The sequence below is a fragment of the Streptomyces sp. NPDC015345 genome (genome assembly GCF_043078805.1).
In the GTDB taxonomy this organism is placed as follows: domain Bacteria; phylum Actinomycetota; class Actinomycetes; order Streptomycetales; family Streptomycetaceae; genus Streptomyces.
This window is the reverse complement of record NZ_JBIBTX010000007.1, coordinates 13,017-38,323: the sequence shown is the minus strand read 5'-3', so window position 1 is coordinate 38,323 and position 25,307 is coordinate 13,017. Positions and strand designations below refer to the sequence as shown.

General features: G+C 72.5%; 20 protein-coding genes and 1 pseudogene. 2 read left to right on the top strand and 19 right to left on the bottom strand.

Going from position 1 to position 25,307, the window contains the following annotated elements; genetic code table 11:
* Positions 1-18 precede the first annotated feature (18 nt).
* The 15 genes from ACF062_RS27160 to ACF062_RS27090 all read right to left on the bottom strand — a co-directional run bounded on the left by ACF062_RS27160 (position 19) and on the right by ACF062_RS27090 (position 16,005).
* Complete coding sequence (locus ACF062_RS27160) at positions 19-735, bottom strand: lysophospholipid acyltransferase family protein (protein WP_392142095.1); 717 nt, start codon at positions 733-735, stop codon at positions 19-21.
* A complete protein-coding gene (cmk, locus tag ACF062_RS27155; protein ID WP_392142093.1) occupies positions 693-1,388 on the bottom strand; it encodes a (d)CMP kinase in 696 nt (231 codons plus the stop codon). The genes ACF062_RS27160 and cmk overlap by 43 nt, the downstream gene beginning before the upstream one ends.
* 121 nt (positions 1,389-1,509) lie before the next feature.
* Positions 1,510-2,595 (bottom strand): prephenate dehydrogenase, encoded by a 1,086-nt coding sequence (locus ACF062_RS27150; protein ID WP_392142092.1) that lies wholly within the window; start codon positions 2,593-2,595, stop codon positions 1,510-1,512.
* On the bottom strand, positions 2,592-2,954 hold the full coding sequence (aroH, locus tag ACF062_RS27145; RefSeq protein ID WP_223773826.1) for a chorismate mutase: 363 nt from the start codon (positions 2,952-2,954) through the stop codon (positions 2,592-2,594). The genes ACF062_RS27150 and aroH overlap by 4 nt, the downstream gene beginning before the upstream one ends.
* A gap of 346 nt (positions 2,955-3,300) precedes the next feature.
* A complete protein-coding gene (locus ACF062_RS27140; protein WP_392142090.1) occupies positions 3,301-4,305 on the bottom strand; it encodes an ADP-ribosylglycohydrolase family protein in 1,005 nt (334 codons plus the stop codon).
* Positions 4,302-5,027, bottom strand: coding sequence for an NUDIX domain-containing protein (locus ACF062_RS27135; protein ID WP_320591356.1), 726 nt, complete (start codon positions 5,025-5,027; stop codon positions 4,302-4,304). Before ACF062_RS27135 ends, ACF062_RS27140 begins: the two co-directional genes overlap by 4 nt.
* 87 nt (positions 5,028-5,114) lie before the next feature.
* Positions 5,115-6,299 (bottom strand): pseudouridine synthase, encoded by a 1,185-nt coding sequence (locus ACF062_RS27130; protein WP_223773830.1) that lies wholly within the window; start codon positions 6,297-6,299, stop codon positions 5,115-5,117.
* Entirely contained in the window at positions 6,299-6,967 is a 669-nt protein-coding gene (gene scpB, locus ACF062_RS27125) for an SMC-Scp complex subunit ScpB (RefSeq protein WP_392142088.1), read from the bottom strand. Before scpB ends, ACF062_RS27130 begins: the two co-directional genes overlap by 1 nt.
* Complete coding sequence (locus tag ACF062_RS27120) at positions 6,964-7,920, bottom strand: segregation and condensation protein A (RefSeq protein WP_392142086.1); 957 nt, start codon at positions 7,918-7,920, stop codon at positions 6,964-6,966. Before ACF062_RS27120 ends, scpB begins: the two co-directional genes overlap by 4 nt.
* Before the next feature lie 18 nt (positions 7,921-7,938).
* Positions 7,939-8,538 (bottom strand): hypothetical protein, encoded by a 600-nt coding sequence (locus ACF062_RS27115; RefSeq protein WP_392142084.1) that lies wholly within the window; start codon positions 8,536-8,538, stop codon positions 7,939-7,941.
* Entirely contained in the window at positions 8,523-9,653 is a 1,131-nt protein-coding gene (locus ACF062_RS27110) for a ParA family protein (RefSeq protein ID WP_205039437.1), read from the bottom strand. The genes ACF062_RS27115 and ACF062_RS27110 overlap by 16 nt, the downstream gene beginning before the upstream one ends.
* A 399-nt stretch (positions 9,654-10,052) precedes the next feature.
* A complete protein-coding gene (ald, locus tag ACF062_RS27105; RefSeq protein ID WP_223773834.1) occupies positions 10,053-11,168 on the bottom strand; it encodes an alanine dehydrogenase in 1,116 nt (371 codons plus the stop codon).
* A 145-nt stretch (positions 11,169-11,313) separates the two neighbouring features.
* Positions 11,314-13,407 carry a tetratricopeptide repeat protein gene (locus tag ACF062_RS27100; protein WP_392142081.1) on the bottom strand — a complete coding sequence of 698 codons (2,094 nt, stop codon included), beginning with the start codon at positions 13,405-13,407 and terminating at the stop codon, positions 11,314-11,316.
* Between the two features lie 189 nt (positions 13,408-13,596).
* Positions 13,597-14,223 (bottom strand): NUDIX domain-containing protein, encoded by a 627-nt coding sequence (locus ACF062_RS27095; RefSeq protein WP_392142079.1) that lies wholly within the window; start codon positions 14,221-14,223, stop codon positions 13,597-13,599.
* An 87-nt stretch (positions 14,224-14,310) separates the two neighbouring features.
* On the bottom strand, positions 14,311-16,005 hold the full coding sequence (locus ACF062_RS27090) for a CTP synthase (protein ID WP_392142677.1): 1,695 nt from the start codon (positions 16,003-16,005) through the stop codon (positions 14,311-14,313).
* A gap of 428 nt (positions 16,006-16,433) precedes the next feature.
* Between ACF062_RS27090 and ACF062_RS27085 the strand changes: the two genes are divergently transcribed.
* Positions 16,434-18,263 (top strand): glycoside hydrolase family 15 protein, encoded by a 1,830-nt coding sequence (locus tag ACF062_RS27085; protein WP_392142077.1) that lies wholly within the window; start codon positions 16,434-16,436, stop codon positions 18,261-18,263.
* On the opposite strand, the gene ACF062_RS27080 is transcribed toward ACF062_RS27085, so the two are convergent.
* Positions 18,260-19,783, bottom strand: coding sequence for an APC family permease (locus ACF062_RS27080; RefSeq protein ID WP_392142075.1), 1,524 nt, complete (start codon positions 19,781-19,783; stop codon positions 18,260-18,262). The genes ACF062_RS27085 and ACF062_RS27080 overlap by 4 nt on opposite strands.
* 160 nt (positions 19,784-19,943) lie before the next feature.
* Between ACF062_RS27080 and ACF062_RS27075 the strand changes: the two genes are divergently transcribed.
* Positions 19,944-21,587, top strand: a complete 1,644-nt coding sequence (locus ACF062_RS27075) for a PucR family transcriptional regulator (protein WP_392142073.1) — start codon at positions 19,944-19,946, stop codon at positions 21,585-21,587.
* A 16-nt stretch (positions 21,588-21,603) separates the two neighbouring features.
* Here ACF062_RS27075 and ACF062_RS27070 read toward each other — a convergent pair whose 3' ends face one another.
* The 3 genes and pseudogenes from ACF062_RS27070 to recN form a co-directional block, all read right to left on the bottom strand.
* Positions 21,604-22,752: a glycosyltransferase family 4 protein gene (locus tag ACF062_RS27070; RefSeq protein ID WP_392142072.1), complete on the bottom strand. Its 1,149-nt coding sequence runs from the start codon at positions 22,750-22,752 to the stop codon at positions 21,604-21,606.
* Positions 22,753-23,016: 264 nt separating this feature from the next.
* Positions 23,017-23,298, bottom strand: a pseudogene (locus ACF062_RS27065) (hypothetical protein); the annotation flags it as partial.
* Positions 23,299-23,477: 179 nt separating this feature from the next.
* On the bottom strand, positions 23,478-25,205 hold the full coding sequence (gene recN / locus ACF062_RS27060; RefSeq protein ID WP_392142676.1) for a DNA repair protein RecN: 1,728 nt from the start codon (positions 25,203-25,205) through the stop codon (positions 23,478-23,480).
* Between the last annotated feature and the right edge of the window lie 102 nt (positions 25,206-25,307).

The window sequence follows — 25,307 nt, the reverse complement described above, 5'->3', positions numbered from 1 at the left end:
CTACTTGATAAGTCTCGCTCAGCGCCCGGTCAGGCGCCTGGCGTTTTCCAGGTGGGCGGAGAGCCGCTCCTGGATGCGCACGGTCGCCTCGTCCAGCGCCTTGCGCGTGCGGCGGCCGCTGCCGTCGCCCGCCTCGAACGGGTCGCCGAAGACGACGTCGACCCGGCTGCGCAGCGGGGGCAGCTGCTTTATCAGCCGTCCGCGCTTGTCGGTGCTTCCCAGTACCGCGACCGGGACGATCGGGGCGCCGGACCGGACGGCGAAGTACGCGAGCCCGGCGCGCAGCGAGGCGAAGTCGCCCTCGCCCCGGGTGCCCTCCGGGAAGATGCCGAGGCAGCCGCCCTGCTCCAGGACGCCGAGGGCGCGGGTGATGGCCGTCCGGTCGGCGATCGAGCGGTCCACCTTCACCTGGCCGATGGCCTCCAGGAAGGGGCCGAGCGGGCCGATGAACGCTTCCTTCTTGATCAGGAAGTGCGTCGGCCTGGGCGCGACGCCCATGACCATCGGGCCGTCCACATTGTGCGCGTGGTTGACGGCCAGGATCACGGGGCCGCGGGCGGGGACCCGCCAGGAGCCCAGCACGCGGGGCTTGAACAGGCCGTACATGAGGCCGACGCCGATGCGGCGGCCGACCTCCGCGCCCCGCTCCGAGGCCGCCTGTCCGGGGGCGCCGCGCCCTGAAGCTCCTTCGGTCACTTCGCGGCCCGCTTCTCCCCGACGAGGGTGACGACGCACTCGATGACCTGCTGGAGGGTGAGCTCGGTGGTGTCGACCTCGACGGCGTCGTCGGCCTTGGCCAGCGGGGACGTCTTGCGGCTGGAGTCGGCCGCGTCCCGCTTGATCAGGGCTTCCTGGGTCGCCTTGACGTCGGCGCCCTTCAGCTCGCCGGAGCGGCGGGCGGCGCGCGCCTCGGGCGAGGCGGTGAGGAAGATCTTCAGGTCGGCGTCGGGCAGCACGGTCGTCCCGATGTCGCGGCCCTCGACGACGATGCCCTTCTCCGCCGAGCGGGCGATGGCGCGCTGGAGCTCGGTGATGCGGGCGCGCACCTCGGGGACGGCGCTGACCGCGCTGACCTTGGAGGTGACCTCGGTGGTGCGGATCGGGCCCGCGACGTCCGTGCCGTCGACCGTGATGGTCGGGGCGCCCGGGTCTATGCCGGAGACGATCTCGGGCTTGCCCGCGACGGCGGCGATCGCGCTGGGGTCGGTGAGGTCGATGCCGTTGTGCACCATCCACCAGGTGATCGCGCGGTACTGGGCGCCGGTGTCCAGGTAGCTGAGGCCGAGCTGGGCGGCGACGGCCTTGGAGGTGCTCGACTTGCCCGTGCCGGAGGGCCCGTCGATGGCGACGATCACTGCTGCCGGGGCGGCGGTTGCTGCGGTTTCCACGGGGGGCGGGCACCTTTCGCGGTACGCGGGCGGGGTGGCGGGGCGCGAACACGCCCCGCACAAGGTTACTGGCTCGCGCACCCGGCCCCGACAGCCCCTTCCACGGGCCCCCGCGGGCCGCCTACTGCCGGATCGACCAGCCCCGCTCCCGCAGCGCCGCGCTGAGCACGGGCGCGGCCTTCGGCTCGACCATGAGCTGCACCAGACCCGCCTGCTGGCCGGTGGCGTGTTCGATGCGTACGTCCTCGATGTTGACGCCCGCGCGGTCCGCGTCGCCGAAGATGCGGGCGAGCTGGCCGGGCTGGTCGTTGATGAGCACCGCGACGATCTCGTACGCCGCCGGGGCCGAGCCGTGCTTGCCGGGCACCCGGGTCTGGCCCGCGTTGCCGCGCCGCAGCATGCTCTCGACGGCCGCGGCGCCCTGGCCGCGCTTGTCCTCGTCGGCGGACTGGAGCGCGCGCAGCGCCGTCACGGTCTCGTCCAGGTCGTCCGCGACCTGCGCCAGGAGGTCGGCGACCGGGCCGGGGTTGGCGGACAGGATGTCGATCCACATCCGGGGGTCGGAGGCGGCGATGCGCGTGACGTCGCGGATGCCCTGGCCGCACAGGCGCACCGCCGTCTCCTCGGCGTGCTCCAGGCGGGCCGCGACCATGCTGGAGACCAGGTGCGGCATGTGGGAGACCAGGGCGACCGCGCGGTCGTGGGCGTCGGCGTCCATGACGACGGGCACGGCCCGGCAGAGCGCGACCAGCTCCAGCGCGAGGTTGAGCACCTCGGTGTCGGTGTCGCGGGTCGGGGTGAGCACCCAGGGCCGCCCCTCGAAGAGGTCGGCGGTGGCGGCGAGCGGGCCGCTGCGCTCACGGCCGGACATGGGGTGCGTGCCGATGTACGGGGTGAGGTCGAGGCCGAGCGCCAGCAGCTCGCGGCGTGGGCCACCCTTGACGCTCGCCACGTCGAGGTAGGCGCGGGCGGCCCCGCGCCGCATCACGTCGGCCAGGGTGGCGGCGACGTGCGCGGGCGGTACGGCGACGACGCAGAGGTCGACAAGTCCCTCAGGGGATTCGTCGGTACCCGCGCCGAGCGCGGCGGCGGTGCGGGCCTGCGCGGGGTCGTGGTCGGCGAGGTGGACGGTGACGCCGCGGGAGGCGAGGGCCAGGGCGGCGGAGGTGCCGATCAGGCCGGTGCCGATGACGAGGGCGGTTCTCACTGGGCGATGTCCTTGCGGAGTGCGGCGGCGGCGCCGAGGTAGACGTGCGCGATCTCGGAGCGGGGGCGGTCGGTCTCTATGTGGGCGAGGACACGGACGACGCGGGGCATGGCGCCCTCGATGTCCAGCTCCTGGGCGCAGATCAGCGGTACGTCGGCGAGGCCGATGCCGCGTGCGGCCGCCGCGGGGAAGTCGGCGTGCAGGTCGGGCGTGGCCGTGAACCAGATGCTGATCAGGTCGTCGTCCGTCAGTCCGTTCCGCTCCAGGATGGCGGTGAGCAGTGCCCTGACCTGCTCGCCCATGTGCCCGGCCTCGTCCCGCTCCAGTTGGACGGCGCCCCGGACCGCTCGTACCGCCACAGTGCTGCTCCTCGCTCGCGTACGTCTGACTGCTGTACGGCAAGCGTAGTCAGCGCCCGGGGCGGGAGCGCGCGGCGCCCGTCTGCCGAGACGGGCGCCGCGCACCTCGCCGGGGCGGAGCGGGGTCCGCGGTCCGGGCGATGTCGTTCGCGGCCTGCCCGGGAGCGGCTCTCCGGCCTCCTCGGCGGCCCGGTTCGGGGCCTCGGGAACAATGTCGCCTCGTTCGCCCCCGGTCGCCACTTGGGCTCACCGAGGGCGGCTGCTGGATGGACCGCCTCGCTGCCGAGGTTCGGGAGGCGGTCCGGGACAGCCCGCTGCCGGCCGAGCCGGACCAGGGCCGCCGGGCTCAGGTGTCCCAGAGCGCCCCGAACGCCAGCAGCTCGTCCCGGTGCTCGACCCGCTCGACCCACTCGGCGGGCCAGGCGTCGGCGCCGAGGTGGGCACCGGCGAAGGCCCCCGCCAGGCAGGCGATCGAGTCCGAGTCGCCGGATGTGCAGGCCGCCCTGCGGAGCGCGGTGACCGGCTCGTCGACGAACATCAGGAAGCAGAGCAGCCCGGTGGCGAGCGCCTCTTCGGCGATCCAGCCCTCACCCGTGGCCAGGCAGGGGTCGGTCTCGGGGTTGGCATGCCGCAGCGCTCCCTCCAGCCGCTCCAGGACGGCCAGGCACTCGTCCCAGCCGTGGGCGATGAACCGCTCCGGCGAGGACGCCTGGGCGCGCGTCCACAGGTCGCCGAGCCATGCCTCCCGGTAGCGGGTGCGGTTCTCCAGGGCGTACGAGCGCAGGAGGCCGACCAGGCCCATCGGCTCCACGCCCCGGGCCAGCAGCCGCACCGCGTACGCCGTCAGGTCGCTCGCGGCGAGCGCGGTGGGGTGGCCGTGGGTGAGCGCGGACTGCAGCTGGGCGGCGCCGGCCCGCACGTCGTCGTCGGCGCCGGGCAGCAGCCCGAGCGGCGCGACCCGCATGTTGGCACCGCACCCCTTGGAGTGCAGCTGGCTGGCGTCCCGCCAGGCCCTCCTCTCGTCGGCGAGCAGCTCGCAGGCCCGGATGCAGGTGGTGCCCGGGGCGCGGTTGTTGTCCGGCGACTCGTTCCACGCGACGAACTCCCGCCGCGCGAGGTGCGCGAACCGCTCGGGGCCGCACAGGCCGCGCTCGGCGGCCGCCTTGAGGGCGCGGGCGAGCGCGAGGGTCATCTGCGTGTCGTCCGTGATGTACGCGGACTTCGGCAGCTCCATGCCCCGCCAGGGCCCGCACTTGGCGAGGATCGACGGCACGTCGTTGAACTCGGTGGGGAAACCCAGCGCGTCCCCGAGGGCGAGGCCCAGCAGGGCTCCGGTGGCGGCGCGCTTCATGAGGTCCGTCCCTCCGTGGTGGGGCGCGGCAGCGGCGGGTGGAGGGTGGTGGCGGTGCCCGCGCGGAAGAGCGCCGCGGGCTTTCCCCGGCCGCCGGTCAGCCGCGCGGCTCCGGGGACGGCCTCGACGAGCCCGGGGGTGCCGACGACCTTGCGCCGGAAGTTGGCGGGGTCCAGCTCCGCGCCCCACACCGCCTCGTAGACCTGCCGCAGCTCGCCGAGGGTGAATTCGGGGGCGCAGAAGGCCGTGGCGAGCCCGGTGTACTCCAGCTTGGCGCCGATCCGGTCGTGGGCGTCGGCGAGGATCCGGTCGTGGTCGAAGGCGAGCGGGCGGTCGGCCGCCGGGCGGTACGGCAGCCAGGCCGCGCGGGCCGCGTCGCCTCCCCCGCGTGGCTCCGGCGGGTCGGCGACGAGCGCCGCGTACGCGACGGAGACGACCCGCATGCGCGGGTCGCGGTCCGGTTCGCTGTAGGTGCGCACCTGCTCCAGGTGGAGTCCGGTGACGTCCGCGAGGCCGGTCTCCTCGGCGAGCTCGCGCCGCGCCGCGCTCTCGGCGGACTCGTCGGGCAGCACGAACCCGCCGGGCAGCGCCCAGCGCCCCGCGTACGGCTCCTGGCCGCGCTCGACGAGCAGCACGTGCAGCGTGCCCTCGCGGATGGTGAACACCGCGAGGTCGACGGTGACGGCGAACGGTTCGTAGGCGTGCTTGTCGTATCCCTGCATGCACGACCACCCCCTCTCTTTATGGTCTCGATGACTATAAAGAGAGGGGGGTGGTCCACGCAAGGGATTCCCGAAGGCCGGTAAGGCCTAGAGGTCGACCTCCTTCATCAGCATGCCGACCTCCGTGTTCGACAGGCGCCGCAGCCAGCCGGACTTCTGGTCGCCGAGCGTGATCGGCCCGAAGGCCACCCGCACCAGCTTGTCGACCGGGAAGCCCGCCTCGGCGAGCATGCGCCGCACGATGTGCTTGCGGCCCTCGTGCAGGGTGACCTCGACGAGGTAGTTCTTGCCGGTCTGCTCGACGACGCGGAAGTGGTCCGCGCGGGCGTAGCCGTCCTCCAGCTGGATGCCGTCCTTGAGCTGCTTGCCCAGGTCACGCGGGATCGGGCCCACGATGTGCGCGAGGTAGACCTTCTTCACGCCGTACTTGGGGTGGGTCAGGCGGTGCGCGAGCTCACCGTGGTTGGTGAGCAGGATGACGCCCTCGGTCTCGGTGTCGAGCCGTCCCACGTGGAAGAGCCGCGTCTCGCGGTTGGTCACGTAGTCGCCGAGGCACTGGCGGCCCTCGGTGTCCTCCATGGTGGAGACGACACCGGCGGGCTTGTTCAGCGCGAAGAACTGGTACGACTGCGTGGCCACCGTCAGGCCGTCGACCTTGATCTCGTCCTTCTCGGGGTCGACGCGCAGGCCCTGCTCGAGGACGATCTCGCCGTTGACCTCGACGCGGGCCTCGTCGACCAGCTCCTCACAGGCGCGGCGCGAGCCGTAGCCCGCGCGGGCCAGGACCTTCTGGAGCCGCTCGCCCTCCTGCTCGGCGCCGGGGAAGGTCTTGGGGATGTTCACCTTGGGCTTGTCCGCGTACCGCTCGCGGTTGCGCTCCTCCTGGCGGACGTCGAACTCGCGGGACGTCGCGGGTGCGCCGCGACGGCTGCCGCGGGCGCCGGTGCCCTGGGAGGTGCGGGGGCCGCCCTTGGCGCCACCGCGCGCGGCCGCGCCACGGCCCTTGCGGGGGCCGGGGCCGCCGTCGGCGGGGTTGACGTCGTAGCGACGCTCCTCGGGGCGCGGCTTGCTCGGCCGGCTCGGCCTGTCGTCGCGCTTGTCGCCCTGCTTGCCTCCCTGGCCGAAGCCCTGCTTGGGGCCCTGCCTGTCGTCGCGGCTGTTACCGGCACCCCGGTAATTGCCGCGGCCACCGCTGCTGCCACGGCCGCCGCTGTTGCCACCACGGCTCCCGCCGTTGTTTCCGCTGCTGTTCCTGCCGTTGCTGCTTCGCATCAAAGTTCCGTCTGGTCGGCTGTGTCCTGCGGGTACTCGTAACCCGGCGCATCGGGTGCGTCCGGGTCGAACGACGGAACGCCTTCCTGGGTCTCGGCCTCGATCGCGTCCGCCTCGGGGAGGAAGGGCGCGAGCTCCGGAAGCTCGTCCAGGCCGCGCAGGCCCATCCGCTCCAGGAAGTAGTTCGTCGTCCTGTACAGGATCGCACCTGTTTCGGGTTCCGCGCCCGCCTCCTCCACCAGACCCCTTTGGAGGAGCGTGCGCATCACGCCGTCGCAGTTCACGCCGCGCACCGCGGAGACCCGCGAACGGCTGACCGGCTGGCGGTACGCGACCACCGCGAGGGTCTCCAGGGCCGCCTGGGTGAGCCGCGCCTGCTGCCCGTCGAGCACGAAGCCCTCCACGGCCGCGGCGTACTCGGGCCGGGTGTAGAACCGCCAGCCGCCCGCGACGAGCCGCAGCTCGAAGCCCCGCTTCTGCACGGTGTACTCGTCGGCCAGCTCGCGCAGCGCGTCGGCGACCGCGCGCCGCGGCCGCTGGAGAATCCTCGCCAGGTGCTCCTCGGTGGCCGGCTCGTCCACGACCATCAGGACGGCCTCCAGAGCGGGCCGCAGCTCCAGGTCCGCGACCGCGCCGGCCAGGTCCCCCGCAGGGCTCTGAGCACTCACGCCTTCTCCTCCATCGGCTCGGGGGCCCGGTCGAACTCGTCGGTCACGGCCGGCTCCTCGGCGCTGTCGCCGCCGGTCCAGCGCACCGTCAGCTCTCCCAGGGGGTCTTCCTGGTCCAGGGCGACGGCCTTCTCGCGGTAGAGCTCCAGCAGGGCCAGGAAGCGCGCGACGACGGTCAGGGTGTCCCCCGCGTCCTGGACGAGCACCTGGAAGCTGATCTCCCCCCGCTCCCGCAGCAGGGCGACGACCAGCCCCGCCTGCTCCCGTACGGACACCAGCGGGGCGTGGATGTGGTCGACGTACACCTGCGGCTTCGCGCGGGGCCGCATCGCCTTCACGGCGAGCTTGGCGAACCCCTCGGCGCCGATGCTGATGACGACTTCCGGCAGCAGCTCGGCATGGTGCGGTTCGAGCCCGACCGTGCGCGGATAGCGCCGGCCCTCCTCCTCCAGCCGCCCGCTGAAGATGTCCGCGATCTGTTTGTACGCGCGGTACTGGAGCAGCCGCGCGAAGAGCAGGTCCCGCGCTTCGAGCAGCGCGAGATCGGCCTCGTCCTCGACCTCGGCGGCGGGCAGCAGCCGCGCCGCCTTCAGGTCGAGCAGCGTGGCGGCGACCACCAGGAACTCGGTCGTCTGATCGAGATCCCAGTCGGGCCCCATGGCCCGGATGTGCGCCATGAACTCATCGGTCACCTTGGACAGCGCCACCTCGGTGACGTCCATCTTGTGCTTGGCGATGAGCTGGAGCAGCAGATCGAAGGGCCCCTCGAAGTTCGCGAGCCGAACCTTGAACCGCCCGTCGCCGGGTGCGGCGGCAGGCTCCGGCTCCGCGACGGGCTCCGGCTCCGGCTCCGGCTCCGGCTCCGCGACAGGCTCCACCGAAGCCGCCCCCGGCCCGCGCCCCAGGGCTCGTCGGCGGGCGGGCTGCGGCGCGGGGTCGTCGTTCATGGCCATCAGGCGGGAACGCTACTCCTACCGCCCGCGCAGCCGTCGTACGAGAATGCTCGCGTCCCCCCGCGACTCCAGGTCCGCGAGGACGACCGCGACGGCCTCCCGCACGATGCGCCCGCGGTCGACCGCGAGGCCGTGCTCGCCGCGCAGCACGAGGCGCGCGTGTTCGAGGTCCATCAGCTCCTCGGCGGAGACGTACACGGTGATCTTCTCGTCGTGCCGCTCGCGGCCGCTCGGCCGCCGGTTGGCCGCCCGTGCCCGGCGCCGCGCCTGCGCGGTCGACGAGCCGCCGGACTTGCCGCCGCCCTGGGCGGCAGAACCTTCCTGCGCCGCCGCGGACGACGAACCGCGTCCCGCGCTCTTGTCCGCGTCACCGGCGCCGCGGCTGCGGGATTCGCCGGAGCCCGACTCCGCGTCGGTGGCGGCGTGTTCGGCCGCCTCACCGCCGTCGCCCTGCGTACCGCTCTCGGCCGTGGCCGCCGTCTCGTCGCTCTCGCCCGCCGGGGCGGGCACCCTCGCCTCGCCGTTCGCCGGGCGCCGCGGGGACGACGACTGGAGAGCCATCCCCCCGGTCGTGCGGAACAGTTCGTCGGCCCCGGGCAGACTCACTCGGCGTGACACCGGGCGAGCACCTCCCTGGCGAGCTGACGATAGGCGGCCGCGCCGACCGAGTTGGAGGCGTACGTCGTGATCGGCTCACCGGCGACCGTGGTCTCCGGGAAGCGGACCGTGCGTCCGATGACCGTGTGGTAGACGTGGTCGTCGAAGGCCTCGACCACGCGCGCGAGCACCTCACGGCTGTGCACCGTGCGGGAGTCGTACATCGTCGCGAGGATGCCGTCGAGCTCCAGGTCGGGGTTGAGCCGCTCCTGGACCTTCTCGATGGTCTCCGTCAGCAGGGCCACACCGCGCAGCGCGAAGAACTCGCATTCCAGCGGCACGATCACCTTGTGAGCCGCCGTCAGGGCGTTCACCGTGAGCAGGCCGAGCGAGGGCTGGCAGTCGATCACGATGTAGTCGTAGTCCTGCATCAGCGGCTTCAGCGCCCGCTGGAGCGTGGACTCGCGCGCGACCTCGCTCACCAACTGCACCTCGGCGGCCGACAGGTCGATGTTGCTGGGCAGCAGGTCCATGTTGGGGACCGCCGTCTTCAGGAGCACCTCGTCGGCGGACATGCCGCGCTCCATGAGGAGGTTGTAGACCGTCAGGTCCAGCTCCATCGGGTTCACCCCGAGGCCCACCGAGAGGGCACCCTGCGGGTCGAAGTCGACGAGCAGGACCCGGCGTCCGTACTCCGCGAGGGCCGCGCCCAGGTTGATGGTCGACGTCGTCTTGCCGACGCCGCCCTTCTGGTTGCACATCGCGATGATCTTCGCCGGACCGTGGTCGGTCAGCGGACCCGGGATCGGGAAGTACGGCAGCGGGCGTCCCGTGGGGCCGATGCGCTCACGGCGCTGACGGGCGGCGTCCGGCGCGAGCGTGGCCGCGTACTCCGGATCGGGCTCGTACTCGGCGTCGGGGTCGTAGAAGTGCCCCTGGGGCAGTTCCTCGTAGTCGGCGAGGTGGGTGTGGGTGTTATCGCCACTCCGGTCGCCGGCCATGGCGTTCACGTGATGGCCATCCATGCTCTGGGGTGCTGACTGTGTCGGCTGGGGGCTCTGCCGGGCTTCGAAGGTACGGACAGCGACGGAGCCGACAGCCTCGAGCCCGACGGGTCCTTGGTCCCGCACAGACATTCCTGGTTGACCACCCCCGGGAGCAAATGTCGACTCATTCACAAGTCGTCTTACCTCCTTGGTGACCAGGAAATTTCTCGATAGGTCAGCGTGGCACCATGCCGACGGTTGGCGACTCTATGGCGTGTCACCACTCCGCAGCAACACAATCCGCCGGACCGGCCCCGATGTGTCGGCAACGGAACACCCCGATGTCAAGGGCGCGCGGCTCATCGACGGCGCGTTTCCGGGGTGGGCGAAACGGTTAAAGGGCGACGTTCAAGGCGAGTTGAGCGTGTCCACACTGATACGCATACGGCCGGACCCCTCTCAAGGTCCGGCCGTGGGCGTGAGATTGACGACTTTCGTTGACGGAAGGCGCCGAAAGCGTCCGTGATCGACCGAAGTCGGTCACGTGGGTCAGCCGAGGAGCGACTCCAGCTCGACGTGGTCGAGACCGTGGGCCTCGGCGACCTCCTTGTAAACGACCTTGCCGTCATGGGTGTTGAGACCCAGGGCCAGCGCCGGGTCGCGGCGCAGGGCCTCGACCCAGCCGCGGTTCGCCAGCTCGACGATGTACGGCATCGTCGCGTTGGTCAGCGCGTAGGTGGAGGTGTTAGGCACCGCGCCGGGCATGTTGGCCACGCAGTAGAAGACCGAGTTGTGGACCGGGAAGGTCGGCTCGGCGTGCGTGGTCGGGTGCGAGTCCTCGAAGCAGCCGCCCTGGTCGATCGCGATGTCGACAAGAACACTTCCCGGCTTCATGCGGGAGACCAGCTCGTTGGTGACCAGCTTCGGGGCCTTGGCGCCCGGGATGAGGACGGCACCGATGACGAGGTCGGCCTCCAGGCAGGCCTTCTCCAGCTCGAACGCGTTGGAGACGACGGTCTGGATCTTCGTGCCGAAGATCTTGTCGGCTTCCTTGAGCTTGTTGATGTCCTTGTCGAGCAAGGTCACGTGGAAGCCCATGCCGATGGCGATCTGCGCGGCGTTCCAGCCGGAGACGCCGCCGCCGATGACGACGGCCTTGCCCGCGGCGACGCCCGGGACGCCGCCGGGCAGGACGCCGCGGCCGCCGTTGGCGGCCATCAGCTGGTAGGCGCCGACCTGCGGGGCGAGGCGGCCCGCGACCTCGGACATCGGGGCGAGCAGCGGGAGCGCGCGGTTCGCGGTCTCGACGGTCTCGTACGCGATGGCGGTGGTGCCCGACTCCAGGAGCGCGTCCGTGCACTCCTTGGACGCGGCGAGGTGCAGGTAGGTGAAGAGGGTCTGGTCCTTGCGGAGGCGGTGGTACTCCTCCGCGATGGGCTCCTTGACCTTCAGGAGCAGGTCCGCGGCGGCCCAGACCTCATCGGCGGTGTCCAGGATCCGGGCACCGGCCGAGACGTACTCGTCGTCCGTGATCGAGGAGCCGACGCCGGCGTTCCGCTCGATGACGACCTGGTGGCCGTGGCGCACCAGCTCGTGCACGCCGGCGGGGGTGATGGCCACCCGGAACTCGTTGTTCTTGACCTCGCGGGGGATGCCGACCTTCATCGTCGATCACGGTCCTTGGCTCAGGGGATATCTCGGGCAATGCACCCCAGACCGGTGCACACGAAGGCACAACGGGGGGCACCACGGATGTACGCGGCGGAGCCAGTCTAATGAAGGATTTCCCGCTGTCTAGCCTTTCAAAGCTTCAATCTTCTGCGGATGCACTACGGATTTCGTAGGCGGAAGGCGCTGCTCCACCGTTTGTTTCAAGCCTCACAGCTTCTTGGTGCTCAGTTCCCAGCATGCGCTCGGCGGCACCCCTGTGCAGCCGGGCGGCCGCCGGGTCACCGAGCCGCTCCAGGGTGTCCGCGAGGCGCAGCTGGAGCGCCGCCTGGAGGCGTACGTCCTTGGCGTGCCGTGCCCACTCGACGGCTTCCTGGCAGGTACGCAGCGATTCCTCGGGCCGGCCCGCGTACTCCTGCACGCGCGCCATCTCGCTCAACGCCCTTGCCTGGGCTGCCACATCGCCGTTCTTGCGGTGTCCGGTGACCGCCGAGCTCCAGTTGCGCAGCGCCTCTCCATAGCGGCCCGCGTAGGTGTGCACGACGCCGATGCGGCCGTACAGGCGGGCGGCGTCGGCGCGCTCACCACGGGCGAGGCGCTGGGCCAGGGCCCGGCCGTACCAGTCGCAGGCCCGGGACCAGTCCCCGAGCTCCTGATAGGCACCGCCCACGGATTCCATCGCGCGTCCGGTGGCGTACGGATCGGCAGCCGCCCGTCCCGCGTCCAGCGCCGCCCGGTAGCGCGCCAGCGCCTCGTGGGTACGCCCCGTGCGCGCGTCCAGATCGGCGAGGTTCAGCAGCGCGGCGGCCTTCTCGCGCGGCAGGTCCCGCCGCTCGGCCACGTCGAGGACCAGCCGGTGGATGCCGTAGAGCTCGGGGGCGGCGTCCTCGGGTCCGCGGTGCGCGACCAGGGCCCTCGTCAGAGCCGCCATCAGGCGCCGCGCGAGGGTGTCCAGCTCGCCGTCGGCCACCGCGAGCCGGGCGGCGGCGAGCAGCGCGGGCTGCCGGATCCGCAGCCACTGCGCGGCGTCGGCGCGGCAGGGGAAGCGGACGGCGCGCGGCAGTCCCTCGTGCTTGTCGCGGGCGGCGGCGCCGTCCGTCTCGGTGACCGCCCGGCAGGCCTGGAGCAGCCGCACCGTCCGCTCCAGCATCCGGGCCCGGGCCAGCTGGATCTCGGCCGGGCGGTCCAGGGTCTCGGTGAGGTTGCGCAGCAGCGGCACCAGGCAGCCCGGCACCTCGTACTGCGGGATCGGGGACTCCACGGGCCTGACGAGCCCGAGGGCGGCGAAGTCCCCGAGCGCCGCCTTGGCCCCGGAGACCGAGCAGCCCGCGAGCGCGGACGCGGTGTGCGGGTCGACGTGCCCGGCCGGGGCGAGGGAGAGGAGTCGCAGTATCCGCGCGGAGGGGCCCGAGAGCGTGGCGTACGCCTGCCGGAAGACACGCGCGAGCGGCGAGGTCTCCTCGGCCAGGTCGTGCACCTGCTTGGCCAGGTCGGCGACGGCGGCCTTGGGCCGCGCGGAGAGCCAGCCCCCGGCGAGCATGAGGGACGCCGGGTGCGCCTCGCACGCCTCGACCAGGGATTCCGCGGCGCGCGGGTCCACCGTGATGCGTACGGGCCCGGCGGCGCGGGCGAGCAGTTCCACCGCGGCCGCCTTGTCCAGGCCGCCGAGCGTGCACGGCCGGACGTCGGGGATGCCGGTGAGCGGGCCCCCGGAGACGGCGACGACCAGGCAGTCGGGGGTGTCAGGAAGCAGCGGGTCGACCTGCTCGGCGTCGACCGCGTCGTCGAGGAGGAGCAGGGCCCTGCGCTCCTTCAGGGCGTCCCTGAGCAGTTCGGACAGGGTGTCCTCGCAGGCGCCGGGCGGCGCGGGGACGGCCAGGGCGTCGAGGAGTTCGCGGGCGGTTCGTTCCGTGGGGACCCGGGTGCCGTCGGGCTCCGTGAGGCGGGCCCGCAGCAGGCCGTCGGGGTAGTCGGCGGCGAGCTGCCGCACGAGTTCCTCGGCGAGCGCGGTGCGGCCGGAGCCGGGGCGGCCCGCGATGAGCAGGACGCGGGCGCGGGGCGCCTTGCGGCCGGACAGGGTGTCGAGCCCCGCCCGGTCGATGTCGGCGCGCAGTTCCTTCAACTCCCGGAGCCGACCGACGAATTGGGCACCGGTCGACTCCGAATCGGCGCCGGCGTGCGAGGGCACCACACCACCCGCCGCCGTACCGTCCGTGTCGACCGCCTGATCCGTCACGGGTCACTCCCGTCCGCGTGCGCACGAACCCGCCGGGACTTTGGGCGGGACGCTTTCAGAGCCTAGTTCAGGCCCTGCGGCGCCCCCGGTCGCGCGACGCCCGCAAGTCCCCCGATCGGATCAGCGGATCGTCATATCGGTGGGGCCGTTCGTGCGCCGTCACCCTGTTCCGTACCGTTTTGCCGGGTGCTACGCCTCGAAGGGGCGGGCCGGCCAGGGCGCCTCGGCCGGGCGCAGCGCGTCCACGCCGTCGCCGTTCAGCGCGGCGTACAGCGAAAGGACGCCCACGACCAGGCAGTTGTTGTGCAGCTCACCGGCGAGCACCCCGCGCACCAGCTCGTCGAGCGGGACCCGGGCGAGCTCCATGTCGGCCTCCTCCTCGAAGACCTCGAAGCGCTCGCCCTCGGCCTCGGCGAGATCGCGCGCGAGGAAGATCCGCACGGCTTCGTCACAACCGCCGGGGGTGGTGTAGACGTCGGTCAGGACACGCCAGTCCCCGGCCTTGACATGCGCCTCCTCGTAGAGCTCGCGCTGCGCGGCGTGCAGCGGGTTCTCGCCGGGGACGTCGAGCAGGCCCGCGGGGATCTCCCAGAGCTTCTGGCGGACGGGGTGGCGGTACTGGCGGATGACCAGGACGCGGCCCTCCCCGTCGAGCGCGAGGGCGGCCACCGAGCCGGGGTGGACCTGGTAGTCGCGGTGGACGACGGACCCGTCGGGCATGACCACGTCGTCGGTGCGCACCGAGGTCTTGTTCCCGACGAAGGGGGTCTGGGTGGCTGTGACCTGCCACTCCTCGGCGGTGTCCTTGATGGTCATGTCGCGCTGTCCTCCCACACGTGCAAACGAAAACCGGGGCACGCGCCCCGAAAGGCGCGTACCCCGGCAACCGTAACTCGACCGGTGTCACTTGCCCGGCTCGGCGCCCGCCGTGCGCGCGCTCTCCTGCCGCTCGACGGCCGCCTTCACCAGGCCCGCGAAGAGCGGGTGCGGGCGGGTCGGGCGGGAGCGCAGCTCCGGGTGCGCCTGGGTGGCGACCAGGTAGGGGTGCACCTCGCGCGGGTACTCGACGTACTCGACGAGCTTGCCGTCCGGGGAGGTGCCCGAGAACAGGATCCCGGCCTTCTTCTCCAGGTCGGCGCGGTAGGAGTTGTTCACCTCGTAGCGGTGGCGGTGCCGCTCCTCCACGTACTCCTTGCCGTCGTACACCTCACGGGCGATGGAGCCCTCGGCGAGCTTGGCCGGGTACATGCCCAGGCGCATCGTGCCGCCCATGTCTCCCTCGCCCGCGACGATGTCGAGCTGCTCGGCCATGGTGGAGATCACCGGGTGGGCGGTGGCCGCGTCGAACTCGGTGGAGTTGGCGTCCGGGATGTCCGCGAGGTTGCGGGCCGCCTCGATGACGATGCACTGGAGGCCCAGGCAGATGCCGAGCAGCGGCACCTTGTTCTCGCGGGCGTACTGGATGGCGCTGACCTTGCCGTCGACGCCGCGCTCGCCGAAGCCGCCGGGGATCAGGATCGCGTCGACGTCGCCGAGCTGCTTCTTGGCGCCCGCCGGGGTCTTGCAGTCGTCGGAGGTGACCCACTTGACCTTGACGCGGGCCTTGTTCGCGAAGCCGCCGGCGCGCATGGCCTCGGTCACCGACAGGTACGCGTCGGGCAGGTCGATGTACTTGCCGACCAGCGCGACGGTGACCTCGTGCTTCGGGTTGTGCACGCGGTCGAGGAGGTCGTCCCACTGGGCCCAGTCGACGTCGCGGAAGGGCAGGTCGAGCTTGCGTACGACGTAGGCGTCGAGGCCCTCGGTGTGCAGCACCTTCGGGATGTCGTAGATCGACTTGGCGTCGATGGCGGCGACCACGGCGGCCTCGTCGACGTCGCACATCAGCGAGATCTTGCGCTTGATGGCGGTCGGGACCTCGCGGTCGGCGCGCAGCACGATCGCGTCGGGCTGGATGCCGATGTTGCGCAGGGCGGCGACCGAGTGCTGGGTCGGCTTGGTCTTCAGCTCACCCGAGGGGCCGATGTAGGGCAGCAGCGAGATGTGCACCACGAAGACGTTGTCGCGGCCGACCTCGTGGCGGACCTGGCGGACGGTCTCCAGGAACGGCAGCGACTCGATGTCGCCGACCGTGCCGCCGACCTCGGTGATGACGACGTCGACGTCGTCGGTGGCCATGCGGCGGATGCGGTGCTTGATCTCGTTGGTGATGTGCGGGATGACCTGGACGGTGTCGCCGAGGTACTCGCCGCGCCGCTCCTTGGCGATCACCTGGGAGTAGACCTGGCCGGTGGTCACGTTGGCCGAGCCGTCGAGGTCGACGTCGAGGAAGCGCTCGTAGTGGCCGATGTCCAGGTCGGTCTCGGCGCCGTCGTTGGTGACGAACACCTCACCGTGCTGGAAGGGGTTCATCGTGCCCGGGTCGACGTTCAGGTACGGGTCGAGCTTCTGCATGGTGACGCGCAGACCCCTGGCCTTGAGCAGCGCGCCAAGGCTGGAGGCGGTCAGCCCCTTGCCGAGGGAGGAGGCGACACCCCCGGTGACGAAGATGTGCTTGGTCGTCGTGGCTGTGCTGTTTCGAGAAGCAGCGGTCTGCATGGCCAAGAGGGGGCTCCCGTGGTCGCGGTCTGGAGGTGCGTACCGGCGGCCTCACCAGGGATTCGGGGGAGGTGCCGTCGCTGCGGTTCGGGGGTTCTATGACCACCGGCTCACGGGCTACCAGGGTATCAGCGACGGGAGGAGCATGCCTCCGGCCACGCTCCGCCATCAGGCGCACACGGTGCCGTCACAGGACCCACACGCCCACGAACCGCACGGACACCGCCTCTCACCTGCCGCTCACCCGTTCGGCCGCAGCTCGTTGCCAGGAGGGGCGCGCAGATCACCAACGTGCGTCGTATCCTGCTCGGACACTCGCTGCCGAGCCCCATCCGGCACACGGCACCACCCCGCCTTGCACCCGGAACAAGCGCTCGGCAACGATCACTTGACCGCTGACCAGTAAGTAAGCGCCCCGCGGGGCGAACGTGGCCGTTCGACTGGAGATGCACGTGGCCGGGCGCATCGAGGACTACGCACTCATCGGAGACATGCAGACCGCAGCCCTGGTCTGCCGGGACGGCACAGTCGACTGGCTGTGCCTTCCCCGCTTCGACTCCCACGCCGTTTTCGCCGGCCTGTTGGGCACCGAGGAGCACGGCTTCTGGCGCCTCGGGCCCGCGTACGCACCGGATGAGGAGCCGCCCACGGCGGCTCGCCGCACCTATCGCGGCGACTCCCTGGTGCTGGAATCGGAGTGGGACACCCAGCGCGGCACCGTCCGCGTGATCGATTTCATGCCGCCGCGCGACACGGACGCACCCCAGTTGATCCGTATCGTGGAGGGCGTCAGCGGCCGGGTGCCGATGCGCTCGGCGCTGCGGATGCGCTTCAGTTACGGGCGTGTGGTGCCCTGGGTGCACAAGGTCGACCACCGGACGGTGGCCGTGGCGGGCCCCGACTCCGTGTGGCTGGACGCCGAGGCCGAGACCTACGGCAAGGACCTGACGACGTACTCGGACTTCACGGTCGCGCCGGGTGAGCGGATCGCGTTCACCATCTCGTGGCAGCCCTCGCACAAGAGCCAGCCCGCCCTGCCGGAGCCCGAGGCGGCGCTGACCGCCACGGAGGACTTCTGGCGGGACTGGGTCGAGCACTGCACGTACCACGGCCCCTACCGCGAGGCCGTGATCCGTTCGCTGATCACCCTGAAGGCGCTGACGTACGCGCCGACCGGCGGCATCGTCGCGGCGCCCACCACCTCGCTGCCCGAGGACATCGGGGGCTCGCGGAACTGGGACTACCGCTTCACCTGGCTGCGGGACGCCGCGATCACCCTGTCGTCGCTGCTGCGCACCGGCTACCGCGAGGAGGCCCGCGCGTGGCGCGAGTGGCTGCTGCGCGCGGTGGCGGGCGACCCGGAGAACCTCCAGATCATGTACGGCATCGCCGGCGAGCGCGAGCTGGGCGAGACGGAGCTGGACTGGCTGCCGGGCTATGAGGGCTCCCAGCCGGTCCGGGCGGGCAACGGCGCCGCCCACCAGCTCCAGCTGGACGTGTACGGCGAGGTCACCGAGGCGCTGCACCTCGCGCACATGACGGGCCTGGCCCGCAACGACTACGCCTCGCTGCTCCAGCTCAAGCTGATCCGCTACCTGGAGGACCACTGGGACGAGCCGGACGAGGGCATCTGGGAGGTGCGCGGGCCGCGCCGCCACTTCGTGCACTCCAAGGTGATGGCCTGGGTCGCGGTGGATCGGACCATCAAGCTCCTGGAGTCCGGGGACGCTGACGGCCCGCTGGAGAAGTGGCGCGAGCTGCGCGACGACATCCACCGGGACGTGTGTGAGAAGGGTTACGACCCGGAGCGCAACACCTTCACGCAGTCCTACGGCTCAAAGGAGCTGGACGCCTCGCTGCTGCTGATCCCGCAGATGGGCTTCCTGCCGCCCGACGACAAGCGCGTGATCGGCACCATCGAGGCCATCCAGCGGGAGCTGTCGACGCCGGACGGCTTCATCCTGCGCTACCCCACGGCCGGTGACGACGAGGGCGTGGACGGCCTGGAGGGCGACGAGGGCGCGTTCCTCGCCTGCTCGTTCTGGATGGCCGACGACCTCGCGATGATCGGCCGGGTCGACGAGGCCCGCAAGCTCTTCGAGAAGCTGCTCGCGCTCCGCAACGACCTGGGGCTGCTCGCCGAGGAGTGGGACTCCACGGCGCAGCGCCAGGTGGGCAACTTCCCGCAGGCCTTCAGCCACGTGCCGCTCATCGACACGGCACTGCGGCTGACGGCTTCGGGGGCGTACGGGGGCTAGCGGACCGCTTGGCTCGGGACGGCGACGGGATCCCCGTCGCCGTCCGTGCGTTCGGCCGCGTCCTCCAGGACGACGCGGCCGATGATCTCGTAGCGCCGCGGATGCCTGGCCCGCAGGTACAGGCCGAGGCCCAGGCCACCGAGGAAGACGAGGCCGACGATCCAGGGAATGGCCTTGAACAGCAGCGAGTCGGCGGCCGAGCCCGCCGCCGTATCCATGTTGATCACCAGCAGGACGACGACGGCGATCATGCCGATGCCGCCGAGCAGCGGCGCGAGCAGGGTCTTGAACCAGTGCCGGTCCTCGGGGTGGTTGCGCCGGAAGTAGCCGATCACGGCGAACGAGCACAGCGTCTGCACGATGAGGATCGCCATCGTGCCGAGGATCGCGAGCAGCGTGTACAGGTGGATGTACGGGTCCTGCCCGGTCAGCCAGAAGGCGCCCACCAGGGCGATGGCGATGACGGACTGGACGTACGAGGCGATGTACGGGGAGCCGTGCGCGGGGTGGGTGCGGCCGAGGGCGGGGTGCAGGAACCCCTCGCGCCCGATCGCGTACAGGTAGCGCGCCGCGCACTGGTGGAAGGCCATCCCGCAGGCGAAGGAGCCGGTGATCAGCAGCCACTGGAAGGTGTCGACCGCCCAGGCGCCGATGAAGCTGTGCGCCGGGTCGAAGAACAGGTCCAGAGGACTGGTCGACTGGGAGACCTTCACCGAGCCGCTCAGGCCGTTTCCGGCGATCGTCATCCAGGAGACGTAGATGTAGAAGAGGCCGACGCCGACGACCGAGACGAGGGTCGCCCGCGGGATGACGCGCTTGGGATCACGCGACTCTTCGCCGTACATCGCGGTCGACTCGAAGCCGACCCACGACCAGAAGGCGAAGAACAGGCCGAGCCCTGCGGAGGTGCCGGTGAAGGCGTTCTCGGGGTTGATGGGCTCCACGGGTATGCCGTCGGGGCCGCCGCCGTGGAGCAGCACTGCCGTGGCGACCGCGAAGAGGACGGCGATCTCCGCGACGAGCATCACACCGAGGGCCTTCGCCGTGAGGTTGATGTCGAAGTACGCGAGGACGGCCGTGCCCGCGAGCATCGCCGCCGCGTACACGATCCACGGCAGGTCGACGCCGAGCTGGTCCTCGACGGTGGTCTGTGCGAAGTACGAGAAGACGCCGACGATCGACGCCTCGAAGACGATGTACGCGAGGACCGCGAGCATCCCCGAGGCCATGCCCGCGATGCGGCCGAGGCCGTGCGAGATGTAGCCGTAGAAGGCGCCGGCGGCGGTGATCCGCTTGGCCATGGCGACGTACCCGACGGAGAAGACCGTCAGGACGAGCGTCGCGAAGAGGTAGCCGGCGGGTGCGCCGGTGCCGTTGCCCGCGCCGACGGCGATCGGGAGGTTGCCGGTCATGGCGGTGATGGGCGCGGCGGTGGCGACCGCCATGAAGACGACGCCGACGACACCGACGGAGTTCGCCTTCAGGCGGTGGACCTCGGGTGTGCTCTGTTGCTCTGGCATGGCGGGCACCCTGCCGTGGCGTGACGTACGCCACAAGCGACAGGGGGTCGCGCAATCCCCGCGCGGAAGCGACGAGTTGTCGCCCCGCGGGGGCCCGTCAGCCGCCGCTGTGACCGGTCGGAGATGTTCCGGTGACGTGCGCCCCGGTAGCGTCCGCGCCATGGACAGTCAGGGCACTCAGGGCGGCATCACCGTGCAGCGCGCGCTGGAACTTCCCGGTCTGCGCGGCGGGCTTCCCGAGGTCGTCGCGGGCGCGGACCGGTTGCAGCGGACCGTGCGGTGGGTGCACGCGGGCGAGGTGCCGAACATCGCCTCGCTGCTCAAGGGCGGCGAGCTGCTGCTCACCACGGGGCTCGGGCTCGGGGCGCGCCCGGCCGAACAGCGGGCCTTCGTGCGCAAGCTCGCCGAGCGGGGCATCGCGGCGCTGGTCGTGGAGCTGGGGCCGCGCTTCGCACGGCTGCCGGCGGCGATCGTGGAGACGGCGCGGGCGGCTGGTCTGCCACTGGTGCAGCTGCACCGCGAGGTGCCGTTCGTGACGGTCACCGAAGAGGTGCACACGGAGATCGTCAACGGCCATTACGCGCTGCTCCAGCAGGCGGAGGAGGTGCACGGGCGGTGCACTCAGGCGCTGCTCGGCGGGGGCGGCGTACCGCAGGTCCTCGCCGTCCTCGCGGAGTTCAGCGGCAATCCGGTGTTCCTGGAGACGGCGGACGGGCAGCTCCTGTACGCCGCCGGGGCGGGCACGGAGTGCGCGGATCCGCTTCAGGTGTGGGAGGGGCTCCGGGGGCGTCCCATCGACCGGGAGGGCCCGCCGGCGAGCGCCGTCATCGTCGACGTGCCGGGCGGCGGGCCGGGCCCCGGCTCGGTGCGGGCGCGGCTCGTCCTGCTCGCCGTGGAGTCGGCGCCGCTGCCGGTGCACCGCATCGCGGCGGAGCGGGCGGCGAGCAGCCTCGCGGTGGTGCTGATGCAGGCCCGCCAGGAGGAGGAGCTCGCGGCGCGCGGCCGGGGCGACTTCCTGACCGATCTCGCGGAGGGGCGGATCGCGGCCGACGACGCCCCGGCTCAGGCCCGCGTCCTCGGCTTCAAGCCGGGCCCGGCCGGGAGCCCGCTGCTTCCGGTGGTGATGCGGCTCGCGGACGGGCTGCCGACCGGGGGCGGCTGGGCGGTGCTGGCGCGGGCGGTCGCGGAGGAACTCGCCTCGGTGGGCGTCCCGGTGCTGCTCGGCGTACGTCCCGTCGAGGGCCGCGTGCCTTTGCTGCTCGGCCTGCGGTCGGAGTCGGAGCGTACGGCGGTGGCCGACCGGGTCGCCGCCGCGTTGCGGGCCGGTGTCGAGCGGGCCGGGATGCAGCGGCCGGGGGCGCAGCCGCCGGTCGTCGTGGTCGGCGTCGCGGGCGGCTGGGCGGCGGCGTCGGCGGGCCTGCGGCACGCGGCGGAGACGGCGACGGCCGCGCAGGGCCTGACCGACCGGCCCTGGTACGACGCGCGGCGCCTGGACATCGACCTGCTGCTGTGGCGGCTGCACCGCCACGACGAGGACGGGGTCCTGGCGGCGTTCGTGGACCGTGCGATCGGCCCGGTGCGCGCCCACGACCAGCGCTCCAAGCCGCCGCTGCTGCCCACCCTCCAGACGTACCTGGCGCACGCGGGCCGCAAGGCGGAGACGGCGCGCGAGCTGCACCTGAACCGGCAGACGCTGTATAACCGCCTCGCCCGGATCAGCGAACTGCTCGGCACGGACCTCGACGACCCGCAGACGGTCCTCGCGCTGAGCCTGGCGCTGCGGGCGCGCAGGCATGTGACGTAAGGGCCCCGTGCCGGGCTCAGCTGTACGGCACTGGTTGCGTCAACTCGTCGTACACGCTGAGGACTTGGGTGACCGTGTCGTCCTCGGACGGCCATGTGGCGGCCTGGGCCGTGCCCCTGTCCCTGAGCTCCGCCCTGCGCGCCGGGTCGGCGAGCAGGCGTACGACAGCGGTGGCGAGGGCCTGGGCGTCCGCGTGCGGGACGAGTTCGGCGGCGTCGCCGACCAGGTCGGGCACGCCGCCGGCCGCGGCGGCGACGAGCGGCACGCGCGCGTGCAGGGCCTCCTGGACGAGGACCGGGCGGGGCTCGGCGCTGCTGGGCAGCACCGCGAGGTCGGCGGCGGCGAGGAGTTCGGGGACGTCGTCGCGCCGTCCGACGAGACGGACCGGGAGCTGCTCGGTGTCGATGCGGTGCTGGAGGGCGGCCCGCTCCGGGCCCTCCCCCGCGACGACCAGGAGGGGCAGCGGGTCCAGGTGCCGCCACGCGCGCGTGGCGTCCAGGAGCACGTCGTAGCCACGGCCCTGTTGCAGTGCGCCGACGGCGAGGACCAGCGGGCGGTCCACGGCGCCCAGTTCGGCGCGGGCCTTGTGGAGGAGCCGGTCCGGCTCCTCGTCGACGGCTTCCGGGAGGCCGGCGCGGTGGGGTGCCGGCAGCGCCACCGCCGCGAGGCGGGCGTCCCTGGCTCCTCTGCGGCGGGCCCGGTCGACGAGGTCGGACGAGGCGCCGAGGACCACGGAGGCGGCCTTGGCGACGCGCCGCTCCAGCAGCCGCAGCACGCGGGCGCGGGCCCCCGCCGCGTGCGCGCCGTGGTGCCAGGTGACGACGAGCGGTGTGGGGCGGCCGGTCAGCGCGAGGACGGCGCGGACGGCGGCGTGCAGCCCGTGCGCGTGTACGAGGTCGGCGTCGGCGCAGGCCACGCGGAGTGCGGCGACGGAGACGGGGTCGCCGCTGCGGGGCACGTGGACGTGGCGGGCGCCCGCGCCGGTGAAGTCGTAGACACGGGCGGCCTCGTCGGGGGCGCACACGGTGACCCGCACGCCCCGGGCGGCGAGGCCCGCGGCCAGCGATCTGACATGCGCGCTGCTGCCCGCGCTGCCGCCGCCGAGGACTTGGACGGTGTGCAGCGGCGCCTGTCCGTGCGGCGAGTGGCTGCTCACGTGGCTCACGTGGCCGGGACTCCTGGGTCTGCGTCGGGCGGTGCTCGGGCGGGTTCGGGCAGGTGCTGCGCCAAGAATGCCAGCCCGTACGGCTGTTCCGGCACAGCTGAAAGGTCACTTCCGCTTCTGGTGGGGCAACTCCGTGGGCGGTATCACCCACACGGGTGAGGTCGTGGGGTGGTGGCGTGGTGGCGCGTTACGGAGATTGTGGCGGCCCGCGCCGCCCCGCGCAGGCACTTCGACGTGCTGGTGTCCGGGGGGCGCATGTTCCCGTTACGCCCCCGCGACCACCGGGGAGATCCTGTCGCCGCACACCGCCGCGACCACCACCGCCGCCGCGTGGGCGGCCAGGCCCGCGCGGCCGTTGCCCAGGGCGATCGCGGTGGCGAGGGCGGCGTCCAGGGCGTGCGCTCCGGCGTCGCCGATCATCGCGCGTTCGCCGAGGTCGTCCGGCAGTACGGCCGCCGCCGCGCCCGTGGAGGAGGCGGCGACGACCGCGCCGGGCCTCTTGCGCAGCAGCCCCGGCGCGCCCGGCGCGAGCACGGCCGGGGCGGCGGCCAGGGCGTGCGCTCCCGCGTCGCACTTACGAGGCGGCCGTCGAAGCGACCTTCAGGGGCGCGGGGAACTGCGCGCTCAGCCCCCACGACCCGCGGACGCGTCTGCACGGTCACCCGCCAGACGCGTCCGCGGCATATCGACGGCCGCTCACGCCCCCCGCGCCCCTGGCGGGGCGGCTACATATCCGCCCTGGCCGTCGCCAGCAGTTCCTCCGCGTGCGCGCGGGCCGTCTCCGAGTCCTCCTGGCCCGCCAGCATCCGCGACAACTCCCGCACGCGGTCCTCGCCCTCCAGGACCTGGACCCCGGAGCGGGTCACCATGCCGTCGTGCGTCTTCTCGACCAGCAGCTGCCGGTCGGCGAACGCCGCGACCTGCGGAAGGTGCGTGACGACCACGACCTGCGCCGACTTGGCCAGCCGCGCGAGGCGCCGGCCGATCTCGACCGCCGCCTTGCCGCCGACGCCCGCGTCGACCTCGTCGAAGAGGTACGTCGGGACCGGGTCCGTGCCCGCGAAGACCACCTCGACGGCGAGCATCACGCGCGACAGCTCACCGCCGGATGCGCCCTTGGCGATGGGCCGGGGCGGTGCGCCCGGGTGTGGGGCGAGGAGGAGTTCCACCTCGTCGACGCCCGCCGGGCCGTACGCGACCGTGCGGCCACCGATCATGACTCCGTCGGCCCCCTCGGGAACCTCCGTGCTGCTGATGGCGATCGACACGCGCGCGTGGGGCATCGCCAGCGAGGCGAGCTCTTCGGTGACGGCCGCCGCGAACCGCGAGGCGGCCTCCTGCCGCGCGTCGGTCAACGCCTGCGCCAGCCCCGCCAGTTCGGCCCGCAGCGCGTCCCGCTCGGCGACCAGTTCGTCGAGCCGGTCGTCGTCGCCCTCCAGCTCGGTCAGGCGCGCGGCCCCTTCCTCGGCCCAGGCCAGCACGGCGTCGATGTCCGCGCCGTACTTCCGGGTGAGCTGGGTCAGCGCGGCCCGCCGCTCCTCGACCGCGGCGAGCCGCAGCGGATCGGCGTCCAGGTCGTCGGCGTACCCGGCGAGTTCCTGGGCCACGTCGGCCAGCAGGATCCCGATCTCACCGAGGCGCTCCGCGAGGGCGGACAGGGCGGGGTCGTGGGAACGTACCGCCTCAAGGGCCCGGGAAGCGCCCGCCACGAGCGTCGAGGCATCGATGCCTTCGGGGTCCTCGGGGTTGCCCGCGAGGGCGGCGTGCGCGGACGTGGCGGCGGAGGCGAGGGCCTCCGCGTGGCCGAGCCGCTCCGCCTCGGAGGCGAGTTCGGTGTCCTCGCCCGCGCGCGGTTCGACACCGCCGATCTCTTCGAGGCCGAAGCGCAGCAGATCCGCCTCCTGGGCGCGCTCCCGCGCGCGCGTGGTGATCTCCTCGACCTCGGCGGTGACGGCCCGCAGCCTGCGGTACGCGGCCGTGTACTTGGCGAGCGGCACGGCCACCGCGTCGCCCGCGTACCGGTCGAGGGCGCCGCGCTGCCTGGCGGGCTTCAGCAGGCCCTGCTGGTCGGTCTGGCCGTGCACGGCGACCAGGTCATCGGCGAGTTCGGAGAGCAGACCCACCGGCACCGAGCGCCCGCCGAGATGCGCCCGGGAGCGCCCTTCCGCCGAGACGGTCCGGCTGATCAGCAGCGCCCCTTCGTCCAGTTCGGCCCCGGCCTCCTCCGCGCGCACGGCCGCCGAGGAGTCGGCGGGCACAGCGAGCCGCCCCTCCACCACCGCCGACTTCGCGCCGATCCGCACCAGGGCGGGATCCGCGCGCCCGCCGAGCAGCAGGCCAAGGCTCGTGACCACCATCGTCTTGCCCGCGCCGGTCTCACCCGTCACGGCGGTGAACCCTGGTGACAGCTCGACGACCGCGTCGTCGATGACTCCGAGCGACCGTATCCGCATCTCCTCCAACACGGACACGACCTTACGAGGTCACGGGCCCGATGTGCGACGGGCCCTGCGCTCTCTTGGTGAAGGCCCAGGTGGTGGCGGCAAGTCCGAGCC

What these genes read in the sequence shown, in the direction of transcription:
- ACF062_RS27140 (WP_392142090.1), bottom strand. Translation starts at nt 4,305, where the DNA reads ATGAAGCGCGCCGCCACCGGAGCCCTGCTGGGCCTCGCCCTCGGGGAC.
- ACF062_RS27135 (WP_320591356.1), bottom strand. Translation starts at nt 5,027, where the DNA reads ATGCAGGGATACGACAAGCACGCCTACGAACCGTTCGCCGTCACCGTC.
- ACF062_RS27130 (WP_223773830.1), bottom strand. Translation starts at nt 6,299, where the DNA reads ATGCGAAGCAGCAACGGCAGGAACAGCAGCGGAAACAACGGCGGGAGC.
- ACF062_RS27120 (WP_392142086.1), bottom strand. Translation starts at nt 7,920, where the DNA reads ATGGCCATGAACGACGACCCCGCGCCGCAGCCCGCCCGCCGACGAGCC.
- ACF062_RS27110 (WP_205039437.1), bottom strand. Translation starts at nt 9,653, where the DNA reads ATGTCTGTGCGGGACCAAGGACCCGTCGGGCTCGAGGCTGTCGGCTCC.
- ald (WP_223773834.1), bottom strand. Translation starts at nt 11,168, where the DNA reads ATGAAGGTCGGCATCCCCCGCGAGGTCAAGAACAACGAGTTCCGGGTG.
- ACF062_RS27095 (WP_392142079.1), bottom strand. Translation starts at nt 14,223, where the DNA reads ATGACCATCAAGGACACCGCCGAGGAGTGGCAGGTCACAGCCACCCAG.
- ACF062_RS27090 (WP_392142677.1), bottom strand. Translation starts at nt 16,005, where the DNA reads ATGCAGACCGCTGCTTCTCGAAACAGCACAGCCACGACGACCAAGCAC.
- ACF062_RS27080 (WP_392142075.1), bottom strand. Translation starts at nt 19,783, where the DNA reads ATGCCAGAGCAACAGAGCACACCCGAGGTCCACCGCCTGAAGGCGAAC.
- ACF062_RS27075 (WP_392142073.1), top strand. Translation starts at nt 19,944, where the DNA reads ATGGACAGTCAGGGCACTCAGGGCGGCATCACCGTGCAGCGCGCGCTG.
- recN (WP_392142676.1), bottom strand. Translation starts at nt 25,205, where the DNA reads ATGCGGATACGGTCGCTCGGAGTCATCGACGACGCGGTCGTCGAGCTG.